This window comes from Streptomyces sp. NPDC091287, from assembly GCF_044768525.1.
Taxonomy (GTDB): domain Bacteria; phylum Actinomycetota; class Actinomycetes; order Streptomycetales; family Streptomycetaceae; genus Streptomyces.
Genome location: NZ_JBIVUV010000027.1, coordinates 43,409 through 56,800 on the forward strand (window position 1 = coordinate 43,409; position 13,392 = coordinate 56,800).

Sequence of the window (13,392 nt, forward strand, 5' to 3'; positions counted from 1 at the left end):
CACGAGCCCGTGGGGGTCGCGCAAGTCCCCGGTTACTGTTGGGTCTCCTTGTCCGGTATGGGCAGTGGCCTCTTCTCGATCGCCGCCGCCATGACGTCCGGGAAGAGATCCGGCGTACAGGCGAACGCTGGTGCGCCCAGCGCCCCGAGCGCCGCCGCGTGGTCGTGGTCGTACGCGGGTGCGCCCTCGTCGGAGAGCGCGAGCAGCGTCACGAACTGCACGCCGGAGGCCTTCATCGCGGCGATCCGCTTGAGCATCTCGTCGCGTATGCCGCCCTCGTAGAGGTCGCTGACGAGGACGACGACGGTGTCCGCGGGGCGGGTGATCTTCGACTGGCAGTAGGCGAGCGCCCGGTTGATGTCGGTGCCGCCGCCGAGTTGGGTGCCGAAGAGAACGTCGACCGGGTCGTCGAGCTGGTCCGTGAGGTCGACGACCGCCGTGTCGAAGACGACGAGCCGGGTCGAGAGGGTGCGCATGGAGGCGAGCACCGCCCCGAAGACCGAGGCGTAGACGACCGACGCGGCCATCGAGCCCGACTGGTCGATGCACAGGACGATGTCCTTCTTGGCGGACCGGGAGGCGCGCCCGTAGCCGATGAGGCGCTCGGGAACGATCGTGCCCGTCGGCGGCGCACCGTCGGCCCCCGGGACGGGGAGGTAGTTCTTGAGGTTGGCCCGGATGGTGCGGTTCCAGTCGATGTCCCGGTGGCGGGGCCGGCTGATGCGCGCCGAGCGGTCCAGGGCGCCGGTCAGGGTGGCCCTGGTACGGCTCTCCAGACGCTTCTCCAGGTCCTCGACGACCTTGCGGACCACAGCGCGCGCGGTCTCCTTCGTCGTCTCGGGCATCGCCTTGTTGAGGGAGAGCAGGGTGCCGACGAGGTGGACGTCAGCCTCGACCGCCTCCAGCATCTCCGGTTCGAGGAGCAGGGCCGCCAGGCCGAGCCGGTCGATCGCGTCGCGCTGCATGACCTGGACCACGGAGCTGGGGAAATAGGTCCGGATGTCGCCGAGCCAGCGGGCGACGGAGGGCGCCGACGCGCCGAGACCCGCCGAACGGCCACCGGAGCCCCGGCCGCCGGGCTTCTTCCCCGCGCCCCCGCCGTACAGCGCGTCCAACGCGCCGTCCATCGCGGCGTCCTGGCCGGTGAAGGCACGCCCGGTGCTGTCGGCACTGTCCGCGCCGAGCACCATCCGCCAGCGCCGCAGCCGTTCGGCGTCGGGCACGTGCGGGGCGGTGGGCCGCGCCGTCCCGGAGGCCTGTGCCGTCGTCCGTTCCATCGTCTCCTCCGTCGGGTCCGTCGGGTCCGTCGGGTCCGTCGGGTCCGTCGGGTCCGTCGGGTCCGTCGGGTCCGTCGGGTCCGTCGGGTCCGTCGGGTCCGTCGGGTCTGTCGGGTCTGTCGCGCCGTGGCCGGTCGTGCCCGGGTCGGTGGTCCCCGGGTCCGTCGCGCCGTGGCCCCTCGGGCCCGGGCCCGTCGTGCCGTGGTCGGTCGTCCCCGGGTCGGTCGTGGTCGTCGTCATCCGGCTGCCTCCTCGGGCTCCGATCGGCTGCCGATCAGCAGGCGCAGCACCGGCTCCACCGCGTCGGCCCGGACCCGGTCGAGACCGGGTCCGAAGCCCCCGGGCACCCGGCCGACGTCGTCGCGGCGGGCGCCCTCGGGGACGGGCCCGCGCCGGACCAGCTCGCCCAGAGTGCGCCGTACGCCCGGTTCGTACGCGGAGAACGTGCGGCGCAGCAGCGGCAGCACATCGGTGAACATCTCGGCGGGGACACCGGTCAGCCAGGCGTCGATGAGGCCGAGCAGCCGCTCGTCGTGGACCAGCAGCATGCCGCCGCCCGACGCGCCGCCGACGAACCCCTCGATCCAGGCGGCGGCGTCGGCGGGCGGCGTTCCGGGCGAGAGCGCCAGGCCCATCAGCCGGGCCGCCTCGTCCTCGGCCAGCCGCCCCTCGTCCAGGAGCAGCCGGGTGGCGCGGCCCCGGATGATCCCGGCGACCGTGTCCCGGGCCGCCAGCTTGTGCAGAACGGCGTCCCAGCGCTCTCGCAGTCCTTCGGCGGGGGCCGTCCCGGCGAGCAGGAGCCCGATCGCACCGTGCACGGCCTCCACCTGACGGCGCAGCGCCTCGGCCCCGTCGGCGTCGAGGCCGGTGCAGGCGGGCGGCAGGCCGACGCAGATCCGCTCGGCGAGTCCGGCGGCGACCTCCGCGAGCGCCGCCGTGTCCGTGGAGCGCACGTCCCCGTACCGCAGGGAACGGGCCAGGGCGGGCAGCGCGTCCGCGAGGTGGCCGACGTCCGCGTCGAGGGCGGCCCGGTCGGCGAGGGCCCTCATCACGACGGGCAGCGCGTCGGGCAGTCCGGCCAGGAGGCAGCGTTCGGCGAGTGCGGTGACGTCGGCCAGCGCGGTCGCCGCCACGGCCCCCGACTCGGCCTTCGCGGTGGCGGCGGTGAGCACGGTGGTGCCCCACACGCCCGCCTCCGCGACCCGGACGTGCAGTTCCGGTTCCCAGCTCAGCCGCCAGCTCTCCCGGAAGGTGCCGGTGCTGCCCCGGCCCTCGACCGGGTCGCCCCAGCCGACGTCGAGGAGGCGCAGCCGGTGCAGGAGGCGGCTGCGGGCGGCGTCGGTCTCCTTGCGCAGGTCGAGGTCCAGCTCGCGCTCCGACGCCTCCGGCTTGAGCCGGAGGGTGCGCTGGCTGCGGGTCAGGTCCCGTTGCAGCGGGACGGCAGGGGCGGTATCCGGCACCTCGCCGAGGGTCTCGCCGACGATCAGCCGGTCCCGGACGAGGGCGAGCGGGACGTCGGACCCCTCGCACATGACGGCCCGCACAGCGTCGGTCGTCTCCCCGAGGCCGGCCAGCGGGCGGCCCCGGAGGGCGGCGAGGGTCTCGGCGAGCCGGACGGCCTCGATGACATGGGCGGTGGAGACGAACCGGTCCTCCTCGCGCAGCAGTCCGGCGACCTTGGTCATCCATCGCTCGATCGGCCGGTCGGCGACGTCGAAGAGGTGCCCGTACCACCCCGGCGAGTCGATCCCCGCCCCGTATCCGCTGTGCCGGGCGAGCCGGCGGTGGGTCCAGGGCACCCAGGTGAGGTCGGCCTTGACCTTCGGGTGGCCCTTGAGCAGGGCGCGGTCGGCGGCGAGGGTGGTCCGCGCGGCGAGGGCGGGAACGTGCCAGGCCCCGCAGACGACGGCGACGTCCTCCCCGAACTCCTTGCGCGCGGTACGCAACTGGATCCGCATGTACGCCTCGCGCACCGCGTCCCGGGGCTGCCCGCCGTCGCCGTATGCCTCGCGGAGAGCGCTCATGGCCTCCGCCAGCGCGACGAACGGCGCGAGCGCGTCGCCCCCCTCGCTCGCGTCGCCCCCCTCGCTCGCGTCGCCCCCGTCGCTCATGGGGTCCCCGTCGCTCACGTCCACCGTGGCTCCGGGCGGGCCGCCGGTGGGCGCCGCTCCGGTGGGTGCCGCTCCGGTGGGTGAGCGGTGCTCGACGACGTCCTCCCACCAGCGTTCGGGATCGTCGTATCCGGCGGTCTCGGCGAGGACCCGGATCGGGTCGACGACCGGCGTGGCATCTTCCCCGGCCCGCTCCCCCGCCGCCGGCTCCTCGCTCCCGATGCCCGGCGCGGGTTCCTTGAGCGCGAGGGAGTGGGCGGCGGGGAGGTCGATGAAGCGGACCGGGACGTCGTGGTCGAGAGCCCAGCGGATGGCCACCCACTCGGGCGAGAACGCGGCCATCGGCCAGAAGGAGGCCCGCCCGGGGTCGTCCACGGCGTGCGCGAGCAACGCGACGGGGGGACGCATCCGCGGGTCGGCGACGAGGGGCAGCAGCGCGTCGCCCTCGGGCGGCCCCTCGATGAGGACGGCGGCCGGACGGGCCGCCGCGAGCGCGGCGAGGACCGCGCGGGCCGACCCGGGGCCGTGGTGCCGCACCCCCAGGAACCAGGGCCCGGCGGCCACGCGGGGCCCCGGCCCGTCCGTTCCGGTCGTGGCCCCGGTCACCGCTGGCGCCCCGGCGGCGGTCGGCGCTCCGGTCGCGGTCGTGGCCGGGGCCGGGGCCCCGGTCACCGCTGCCGCCCCGGTCGTGGGCGGCGCTCCGGTCGTCGTCGCCGCCGTCCCGGCGGGGCTCGTCATGCCGATACCTCGCGGCAGGCGCGGTAGAAGTCCTTCCAGCCGTCCCGCTCGCGGACCACGGTCTCCAGATACTCCTGCCAGACCACCCGGTCCGCCGCCGGGTCCCGGACGACCGCGCCGAGGATGCCGGCCGCGACGTCGCCGGGGCGCAGGACGCCGTCGCCGAAGTGGGCGGCGAGTGCGAGACCGTTGGTGACGACGGAAATCGCCTCCGCCGTGGAGAGCGTGCCGGAGGGGGACTTGAGCTTGGTGCGCCCGTCGGTGGTCACCCCCTCGCGCAGCTCGCGGAAGACCGTCACCACGCGCCGGATCTCGGTCAGGCCCTCCGGCGCCGCGGGCAGGTCGAGCGAGCGGCCGATCTGGTCGACGCGCCGGGACACGATGTCGACCTCGGCGTCCGGGGTGGCGGGCAGGGGCAGCACGACGGTGTTGAACCGGCGGCGCAACGCGCTGGACAGCTCGTTGACCCCGCGGTCCCGGTCGTTGGCCGTGGCGATGAGATTGAACCCGCGGACGGCCTGGACCTCCTGCCCCAGCTCGGGGACGGGCAGCGTCTTCTCGGACAGGATCGTGATGAGCGAATCCTGCACGTCGGCGGGGATGCGGGTCAGCTCCTCGACCCGGGCGGTCATGCCCTCGGACATCGCCCGCATCAGCGGACTGGGCACCAGGGCGTCGCGGCTGGGGCCGTGGGCGAGCAGCCGGGCGTAGTTCCACCCGTAGCGGACGGCTTCCTCGGGCGTCCCCGCCGTGCCCTGGACGAGCAGCGTCGAGTCACCGCTGACGGCGGCGGCGAGATGCTCGGACACCCAGGTCTTGGCCGTACCGGGGACGCCGAGCAGGAGCAGCGCCCGGTCGGTGGCGAGCGTGGTCACGGCCACCTCGACCAGGCGGCGCGGGCCCACGTACTTCGGCGTGATCACCGTGCCGTCCGGCAGGGTCCCGCCCTGCAGATAGGTGGCGACAGCCCAGGGCGACAGCCGCCAACGGGCGGGCCTCGGGCGGTCGTCGGCGGCTTCGAGCGCCTTCAGCTCGTCGGCGAACGCGTCCTCGGCGTGCGGGCGGAGCGCCTCGGCGCCCGCCTCCGGCTCGACGGCCGCGGTGGTTTCGGACACGGTCATGGATCCCCCTCCAGATCGTTCGACCTGATGTGGTTCCCACCGTGCACCATGCCACTGACAACGGGCCCTGACCGCAGGTCAGGACCCGTTGTCAGGCCCGCGGGGCCAACTCGGCCGCCCCCGCCGGACCCCGCGCTCGGCCAGTCAGTCAGGCGCTCGGCCGGTCGGCCGGTCAGCGGGTCAGCCGGTCAGCCGGTCAGCCGGTCAGCCGGTCAGCCCACGATCGGGGACACGGCGACACAGCCGCCCGCCGTGAGCATGCCCTCCCCCTTCGCCTCCTTGATGACCTTGCCCTTGTACGTGATGGTGCAGGTGACGTCGGCGCCGCCCGCGTCCACGGCCATCGGCATGACGGCGGGCGGCATGATGCCGCGCAGCTCGACGGTCTTCTTCCACGGCAGGGTCGGCGAGGTGACGGTCTCCAGCTTGGGCTCCATGGCCTCCCCGCCGCCCCCGTGGTACGTGATCTCGTCGACGCTCTTGCCGGTGACCTCGTACGTGACCTCGTACTTCTCGTCCACGGTCGTGTCGACCGCCTTGCCGACCGCTTCGTCCACCGACTCGGCCGAGCAGGCGCCGAGGCCGAGCACGAGACCGGCGATGGCGAGGGCGTGGGCAGCGGCGCGTACCGGGCGGGTGGTTCTGGCGGTACGTGCGGTGCGGGTGGTGCGGTTCATTTCGGGATCCCCCCTGGATCGGACCGGGCACGGATCTTTTCCGTACGCGGAGATCGCAGAGAAACGTAAGGCAATGGCAAAGTCAAATCCCGCGCGGAGCGGCTGCTTCGCAGGTCGGAGGGGTCTGTCAGTGGTGCCCCCTACCGTCGGAGGCATGCTGCTATCTCACGGGGGAGAACCCTCGCCCACCGGTGGACCGGTGGCGCGCTGGTCGGTGGAGCAGGTGCTGGCACTGGCTCCTGACGACGCATCACGCAAGGCGGGTACGCGACTCGGCGCGGCCGGCCCGTGGACGGGCACGGGCCGCGACGCGGCGGGCGCGGTATGGGGCCGGTGCAAGGGGAGCGGGAGCACGCCGTACCGCACGGTGGTCGACACCACCGGCCCGGCCTACTCCTGCAGTTGCCCCAGCCGCAAGTTCCCGTGCAAGCACGCGCTGGGGCTGTTGCTGCTCCGGGCGTCCGACGACGCCGCGTTCCGGCCTGGTGAGCCGGCCGACTGGGCCGCGGCGTGGATCGAGGCCCGGCGCGGACGCGCGGCGGAGAAGGACGGGCCCGCCACGGGCGGTGACACCGCGCGGGGTCCCGCCGACCCCGCCGCCGCCAGGAAACGGGCGGAGCGCCGTGCCGAGCGCGTCACGGGCGGGGCCCAGGAGCTGGAACAGCGCCTGGCCGACCTGCTGCGCGGCGGACTCGCCGCGACCGACCGCTCGGGGTACGGCCTGTGGGAGGAGACCGCGGCCCGCATGGTCGACGCCCAGGCCCCGGGGCTCGCGGCCCGGGTGAGGGAGCTGGGCGCGATCACCGGGTCCGGTCCGGGCTGGCCGGTCCGCCTGCTGGAGGAGTGCGGCCTGCTCCATCTGCTGGACACGGCCTGGCTCGGCCGGGAGCGGCTGCCGGACCCGCTGGCCGCGACCGTGCGGACGAGAGTGGGACTGCCCATGTCCGCCGAGGGTGCCCCGGTCCGTGACCACTGGCTGGTCCTCGCGCAGTACGACATCCCGGACGGCAAGATCGTCGCCCGGCGAATCTGGCTGTACGGGTGGGAGTCGGGCCGTACGGCTCTGCTGCTCTCGTTCGGCGCGGCGGGCCGGTCCCCGGCTCAGGCGCTGCCGGTGGGCGCGACGATCGACGCCGAGCTGACGCCGTATCCGGGCGGCGGGCAGCTCCGGGCGGAGCTGGGCGAGCAGTTCGGGGCCATGGCCCCGGCCGGGCCACCGCCGGGGATCGCCGCCGCGGCCGCGCCGGCCGTCTACGGGGACGCCCTGCGGGAGGACCCCTGGCTGGACGCCTGGCCGGTCACCCTGCGCGACGTCATACCCGTGCCGGCCAAGGACGGCTGGCAGGTGGCGGACGCGCACGCCGAGTCCGCGCTGCCGATCGCCCCGGCCGCGCTGTCCCGGCCGGGGCTGTGGAAGCTCGTCGCCCTGTCCGGCGGTGGCCCGGTCACCGTGTTCGGCGAGATCGGCCACCGCGGCTTCGACCCGTTCGCGGCCTGGGACCCGGGCGAGGCGGAGGAGGGCGGGCGCACCACGGGCGGCTCGATCGTCCAACTGGTCTGACCCGCACGACCGGCCGCCCGGCCCGTCGTCCCTGCTCGCCGCCCCTCCCCCGCCATCAGTCCGCCGTCCCAGTCCGACATCCGCGCATTCCTGCCGCTGGAGGGGAAAGATGCCTCGCACGACCAGCCCCACCGCCACCATCGCCACCACCGCCCCCGCTGCTGCCGCCGCGTCTGCCACCGATACCGCCGCTACCGCCGCCGCTTGCGGCTCCATCGACTCCCTCCCCTGGGAGGAGCTCGTCACCTCGGCGCTCCTGGGCACCGACCGCCGCCCCCCGACGCCCCACGGCGGCCCGGTACCGGCCGATGCGCCCGCGGCCCTGCTGGACGCCGCCGCGCTGCACACCGTGCGGCAGCGGGCCGGGCTGCTGCCGGCCGTGCCGGAGGCCCGGCCCGAGCCCGCTGCACCGGATCCCCGTCCGGCGCTCCCCGAGGCCGCCCGGCACCGACTCGCCCACCTGCTGGCCGACCGTGCCGCGCCTTCGGGCAGCGGGCGCCGCGGGGCCGCACCCGATCTCACCGAGCTGATTCCGCAGTGGCTGGCCACCGCCAACCGGAAGGGGTTCCGCGCCCCGGCGGCCCTGTTGCCGCCGCTGCTGGACGCCGCCCGCGCCCGTACGGACCTGCGCCCGCAGGCGCTCGCGTTCGCCGGGGCGCGCGGTCTGTGGTTGGCCGGGCTGAATCCCGACTGGAAGTTCGCCCTGCGGGGCGCGGCGCGCGGCGCGCTCCACCCCGACATCACGGACCCGGAAGCGGTGGGCCGGCTGTGGGAGGAAGGGCTGTTCGCGGAGCGGGTCGCGCTGCTCGACGCCGTACGGGCGCAGGATCCGCCCGCCGCGCTCGCCCTGCTCGCCACCACCTGGCCGGCCGAACGGGCCGAGGACCGGCTGATGTTCCTGGACTCCCTGCGGTCCGGGCTCGGGGGCGACGACGAGCCGTTCCTGGAGCAGGCCCTGTCCGACCGCAGCCGCAATGTCCGCGCCACCGCCGCCGAACTGCTGTCCGCCCTGCCCGAGTCGGCGCTCGCCGGACGGATGGCGGCCCGCGCGATCTCCTGCGTGAACCCGGACCGTACCGGGGACACCGCCTCCATAGCCGTGGAGGCGCCGCACGAGTGCGACGCGGCGATGCAGCGCGACGGCGTCGCCGCGGTCCCGCCGACCGGCCGGGGCGAACGGTCGTGGTGGCTCGGCCAGTTGGTGGAGGCCACCCCGCTCGGCATCTGGGAGGAGCGGTTCGGCAAACGTCCCGCCGAGGAGGTCGTGGCCCTGCCCGTCGCCGACGACTGGGCGGACGAGCTGCACGCCGCCTGGTGCCGGGCGGCCGTACGGCAGCGGAATCCGCAGTGGGCCCGGGCTCTGCTCGGGCGCCCCTCAGCACCCCCGGCGAGCGGCCCGGGGACGGTCTCGATCGCCGAGCGCTCGAAGCTCCTCGCGATCCTGGAGCAGGCCGAACGCGCTTCCTGGGTGGCCGAGTTCATCGCCGCGCACGGCCTCTCGGAGGCGTTCCAGCTGCTCGGGGTGTGCACGGTCCCCTGGGCCGGGCCGCTCGGGCGTGCGGTGGTCGACGCTCTCGACATCGCGCGGGACAGTGGGAGCTATCCCTGGAGCTTCAGCGGAGTGATGGGCCTCGCGGAACGCTGTCTGGATCCGGCCGAGGCCGACCGGCTGGAGGTCCTGACGGCCGCGCAGGACGAGCAGGAGGGGGCATCGCCGGGGGCGGGCGGCTACTGGTCGGAGGCCTTCCAGCGCCTGGTCTCCACCCTGCGGCTGCGCGCCGCGATGGAGGCGGAACTGATGTCCTGACGCCGCGAGGGAAGCGGCGCGGATCTGCCAGCCGCCGCAAGGGAGTCGGAGCTGCCCCGCCCACCGCCGTGACAAACGACGGCGAGAACGCGGGCACACACGCGGGGAGGGCGACCGCGAGCACGTACGCGCACGCGGGCGACGGCGAGAAAGCCGGCACGTACGCGGGCGAGGGCGGCAGCGACGGCCCGGGGCGGCGGCGACGGAACCGTCGTCGCCCGCGCGGGCCCCGTACGCAGCGGGCCCGCTCCGGGGTCGGCGTTCAGGCCTGCGCGGCCTGGCGGACGTTGGCGTTGACCCACGTGACGATCTCGGTCGTCGTCGCCCCCGGGGTGAACAGCTCCGCGACGCCCAGCTCCTTCAGCGGCGCGATGTCGTCCTCCGGGATGATCCCGCCGCCGAACACCTTGATGTCCTCCGCCTCCCGGACCTTCAGCAACTCGATCACCTTGGCGAACAGCGTGTTGTGCGCCCCGGAGAGGATCGAGAGGCCGATGGCGTCGGCGTCCTCCTGGATCGCCGTGTCGACGATCTGCTCGGGCGTCTGGTGGAGCCCCGTGTAGATCACCTCCATACCGGCGTCCCGCAACGCCCGCGCGATGACTTTGGCCCCGCGGTCGTGGCCGTCGAGTCCCGGCTTGGCCACCACCACACGGATCGGACCGGTCACACCCATCACTGCCTCCACCTGGTCTCCCGCGCCTGAAGGGCCGGGGATGTGAACGAACGTTATCCACAGCATCCCGCAAGGCGCTGTTTCGCGGCAGGCGGGGAGGGGGAAATCACATGTGGGACATGTTCGCCGGGCGTCATCGACCCGTACGTGACCGATCGGACACCCCCAGGGGAAGGGCACGAGGTTGTCGTACCACCGCGCCGCCAGCCGCACGGCACGGTGGTGCGGCCCCCGTGGCCCGCAGGTCCGCGACCCTCGCGGAGACACCCCATGGCGGAGACACCCCATGAGGGCATACGGGGACGGGAGCCGTCTCCTCGTACGCCAGTGCAGGAGGTCGGCCGTGAAGCTCCTTCCTCTCCTCTCCCTGCTGCCCCGCCTGCCGGGCCCCCGACTGTCGTCCGCGCTGCTCGGCGCCACCGCGCTGGAGCTGGCCGTCCTCACCGGGCACCTGATCGCCTACCCCTTCGGCCTCACCCCGGAGCGCCGCCCGTCTCCCCGCCCGCCGGCCCCGCCCGCGAGCGCCGGGGCCGACGGCCCGGGTCACAGCGGGACCACCCCACCCGGGGCCACCGCCCTGCCGGTCGCGGCCACCGCCGCGCCGCCCGTCGTCCTGTTGCACGGCTTCATCGACAACCGTTCCGTGTTCGTCGTCCTGCGGCGCACACTGACCCGGCACGGCCACCGCCACCTGGAAGCCCTCAACTACTCGCCGCTGACACGCGACATCCGCACCGCCGCCGAACTGCTCGGGCGGCATGTGGAGGAAATCTGCGAGCGCACCGGGCACAGCCGGGTCGACGTCGTCGGGCACAGCCTCGGCGGCCTGATCGCCCGGTATTACGTACAGCGACTCGGCGGTGACCGGCGGGTGCGCACTTTGGTGACGCTCGGAACCCCGCACGGGGGCACCGCCGTCGCCCCAGGGGCGGGCGTTCACCCCATCGTGCGTCAGATGCGCGGCGGTTCCTCCGTGATCGAGGAGCTGCGTGCCCCCGCTCCCGGCTGCCGGACCAGGTTCGTGAGCTTCTGGAGCGAGTGGGACCAGGTGATGGTTCCGGTCAGGACCGCGCGCGTCGACCATCCCGATCTCGACGCGGTGAACGTACGCGTCACCGGCATCGGACACCTCGCGCTGCCCGTGCACCCGACGGTGGCCGCCGCGATCCGTGAGGCGCTCGATGCGCCGGAGGCCGGAGAGCACACCGCCACCGCCGCCGGATCCTCCACCGGGACGACTTCCGCGGCCTGAAATAGAACATCAGTCGAACGTAGGGCCAAGGCTGCGCCTGCCGTCCACCGAAAGACGGCCGATTGCCCGTTTCCTGCGAACGCAAAACCTGTCGAAGATTGTCGTCCTCACATACCGCCGGGTACAGTCGCGGCCACTGCTTCCCCCTGGGGCTCCCCTGACCGGGACCCAGAACAGTCCTGCTGCCGAGGCGAGAGAGAAGTTGGTGAACGACCAGCACCCCCACGCCGGGCATGTCGGGTACGACGACCGATCGACCGGCAGCTTCGACACCGACCCGCTCTTCGGCTCCCTTCCGGGCGGCCACGACACCGGCTACGACGCGGGTCACTCCGTCGCCGGATACGGCGACACCACCTACGGCGCCGGTTACGACACGACGTACGCGACCGGACAGCCGGACCACAGCGGCCAGTACGACTCCTCCGCGTGGAACACCGACACCGGCGCACAGCAGACGCCCGCCTACGACGGTCACGCCGCCCAGGAGCAGGCCCCGCAGCAGTGGGACACCTCCGGGGCCTGGCAACAGGTCGCCGACCAGAACCTGACCGGCCAGTGGGCGACGGCCGACACCGGCGCGTTCCCCACCACGGGTTTCCCCGCCGCCCCGTACGGCACGGACACCGCGTACGCCACGGAGGCGTACGGCACCGGGGTGTACGGGACGGACGCCTACGACACCGGTACATACCCGGCCGGCGCCGCGTACGGAGCCGACGGCGTCCACGGCGCCGACGCCTACGAGTCCGGGTCGTACCCGACCGGCGCGTACGGCACGACGGCCGTCGCCGCCGACACCGGGACGTACGCCACCACCGCCTTCACCACCGGTACGTTCGACGCGGGCACCCATGACACCGGTGCGCATGGCACGGGCGCGCATGACACCGGTTCGTACGACATCGGTTCGTACGACATCGGCGCCTACGAAACCGGCGCTTACGGCACCGTTTCCTACGGCACGGGCACGTACGACACAGGCGCCTACGACGCGACCGCGTGGAACTCCGGCGCCACGCCCGGGGACTCCGCGTACGAACCCGAACAGACGTCGCACCCGCTGTACGAACAGCAGCCGGCCGACGCGACGGCGGCCGCGGCGGCAGCCGAACCGGACGGTACGACCGAGGAGCCGGAGACCGGCCACCACTCCACCGCCGAGTTCGCCGCCCTCGCACCGGACACCGTGCTGGAGCCGGAAGCCGGGGACGACTCCCCCGCCCCGCACTCCGTGAACCGCACCGCCGTCCGCCCCCCCGCCCCCCGCAACCGGGCCCGTCGGCGCACCCCCGCCAAACGTTCCGCCCTGCTGACCGTCGCGGTGCCCTCCGCCTGCGTGATGAGCGTCGCGGGCATCGCCGCCGCCTCGGTCGGCGGGATGCCCGGCGGCGAGGAGAAGCCGGAGGAGACGACCACCTCGCTGGCGGTGGCCGACCCCAGCACGGTCAAGCCGGTCGCCGCGAACAACCGGCTGGACAGCCAGCTGGAGCAGCTCTCCGAGGGCAGCGACGACTTCCGTGAGCGCGCGAGCCGCACCCAGGAGCGCATCGACCTGCGGGAGCGGCAGGCGGCGGAGAAGAAGAAGCGCGAGGAGGAGGCCGCACGCCGCGAGGCGCTGCGACCCAAGTTCGTCCTGCCGGTCAAGCAGCACGGGCTCAGCGCCTACTACGGCCAGGCGGGCGTCAACTGGATGTCCGTGCACTCGGGCATCGACTTCCCCGTCTCGTACGGCACTCCGGTGATGGCCGCGACCGACGGCACCGTACGGACCCAGCTGAACAGCGCCTACGGGGTCATGGCGATCGTGACCGCCGCCGACGGCACCGAGACCTGGTACTGCCACCTCAGCAGCACCAAGATCCGCTCCGGCCCGGTGAAGGCCGGCGACGTCATCGCGTACTCGGGGAACTCGGGCAACTCCACCGGTCCGCACCTGCACTTCGAGGTCCGGCCCGGCGGCGGCTCGGCCATCGACCCGCTGGCATGGCTGCGCAGCAAGGGCATCGACCCGAGCTGAGACGGCAGCACGAGCACGGACGGACGGAAGCGGGGGGGGGGGGCGCGGGCCCCCCCCCCCCCCGGGGGCCGCCCCCCCGGGCCCCCCCCCAACACCCTCGAGCCCCGGGGGGGCCCCCCCCGCCGCGTAGTAGGGGGGGGGTGACCCCACTC

General features: G+C 74.3%; 9 protein-coding genes. 4 read left to right on the forward strand and 5 right to left on the reverse strand.

The annotated features are described in order from the left end of the window. Positions 1–32: 32 nt before the first annotated feature. From ACIQRW_RS34925 to ACIQRW_RS34940, 4 genes are all read right to left on the reverse strand, one after another. The gene (locus ACIQRW_RS34925; protein ID WP_403768529.1) at positions 33–1,277 is read right to left on the reverse strand and encodes a VWA domain-containing protein; all 1,245 of its coding nucleotides are present in this window, start codon (positions 1,275–1,277) and stop codon (positions 33–35) included. 236 nt (positions 1,278–1,513) lie between these two features. Continuing rightward, positions 1,514–4,126, reverse strand: a complete 2,613-nt coding sequence (locus ACIQRW_RS34930) for a DUF5682 family protein (protein WP_403768436.1) — start codon at positions 4,124–4,126, stop codon at positions 1,514–1,516. Continuing rightward, complete coding sequence (locus ACIQRW_RS34935) at positions 4,123–5,247, reverse strand: AAA family ATPase (RefSeq protein WP_403768439.1); 1,125 nt, start codon at positions 5,245–5,247, stop codon at positions 4,123–4,125. The genes ACIQRW_RS34930 and ACIQRW_RS34935 overlap by 4 nt, the downstream gene beginning before the upstream one ends. Before the next feature lie 212 nt (positions 5,248–5,459). Then, entirely contained in the window at positions 5,460–5,924 is a 465-nt protein-coding gene (locus ACIQRW_RS34940; protein ID WP_403768442.1) for an MmpS family transport accessory protein, read from the reverse strand. A gap of 154 nt (positions 5,925–6,078) precedes the next feature. Between ACIQRW_RS34940 and ACIQRW_RS34945 the strand changes: the two genes are divergently transcribed. Next, positions 6,079–7,485 carry an SWIM zinc finger family protein gene (locus ACIQRW_RS34945; RefSeq protein ID WP_403768445.1) on the forward strand — a complete coding sequence of 469 codons (1,407 nt, stop codon included), beginning with the start codon at positions 6,079–6,081 and terminating at the stop codon, positions 7,483–7,485. Positions 7,486–7,594: 109 nt separating this feature from the next. Further along, positions 7,595–9,292, forward strand: a complete 1,698-nt coding sequence (locus tag ACIQRW_RS34950; protein ID WP_403768448.1) for a DUF5691 domain-containing protein — start codon at positions 7,595–7,597, stop codon at positions 9,290–9,292. Positions 9,293–9,554: 262 nt separating this feature from the next. On the opposite strand, the gene ACIQRW_RS34955 is transcribed toward ACIQRW_RS34950, so the two are convergent. Further along, positions 9,555–9,968 (reverse strand): cobalamin B12-binding domain-containing protein, encoded by a 414-nt coding sequence (locus ACIQRW_RS34955; protein ID WP_403768450.1) that lies wholly within the window; start codon positions 9,966–9,968, stop codon positions 9,555–9,557. 343 nt (positions 9,969–10,311) lie between these two features. Here ACIQRW_RS34955 and ACIQRW_RS34960 point away from each other — a divergent pair, with 343 nt between their 5' ends. Both ACIQRW_RS34960 and ACIQRW_RS34965 read left to right on the forward strand, forming a co-directional pair. After that, positions 10,312–11,220 carry an esterase/lipase family protein gene (locus tag ACIQRW_RS34960; RefSeq protein WP_403768453.1) on the forward strand — a complete coding sequence of 303 codons (909 nt, stop codon included), beginning with the start codon at positions 10,312–10,314 and terminating at the stop codon, positions 11,218–11,220. Positions 11,221–11,425: 205 nt separating this feature from the next. After that, positions 11,426–13,240, forward strand: coding sequence for a peptidoglycan DD-metalloendopeptidase family protein (locus ACIQRW_RS34965; RefSeq protein ID WP_403768456.1), 1,815 nt, complete (start codon positions 11,426–11,428; stop codon positions 13,238–13,240). Positions 13,241–13,392: the final 152 nt, after the last annotated feature.

Bases quoted from the DNA above. Each gene is read 5' to 3' on its own strand.
- ACIQRW_RS34925 (WP_403768529.1), bottom strand. From the start codon at position 1,277: ATGGAACGGACGACGGCACAGGCCTCCGGGACGGCGCGGCCCACCGCC.
- ACIQRW_RS34930 (WP_403768436.1), bottom strand. From the start codon at position 4,126: ATGACGAGCCCCGCCGGGACGGCGGCGACGACGACCGGAGCGCCGCCC.
- ACIQRW_RS34935 (WP_403768439.1), bottom strand. From the start codon at position 5,247: ATGACCGTGTCCGAAACCACCGCGGCCGTCGAGCCGGAGGCGGGCGCC.
- ACIQRW_RS34940 (WP_403768442.1), bottom strand. From the start codon at position 5,924: ATGAACCGCACCACCCGCACCGCACGTACCGCCAGAACCACCCGCCCG.
- ACIQRW_RS34945 (WP_403768445.1), top strand. From the start codon at position 6,079: ATGCTGCTATCTCACGGGGGAGAACCCTCGCCCACCGGTGGACCGGTG.
- ACIQRW_RS34950 (WP_403768448.1), top strand. From the start codon at position 7,595: ATGCCTCGCACGACCAGCCCCACCGCCACCATCGCCACCACCGCCCCC.
- ACIQRW_RS34955 (WP_403768450.1), bottom strand. From the start codon at position 9,968: ATGGGTGTGACCGGTCCGATCCGTGTGGTGGTGGCCAAGCCGGGACTC.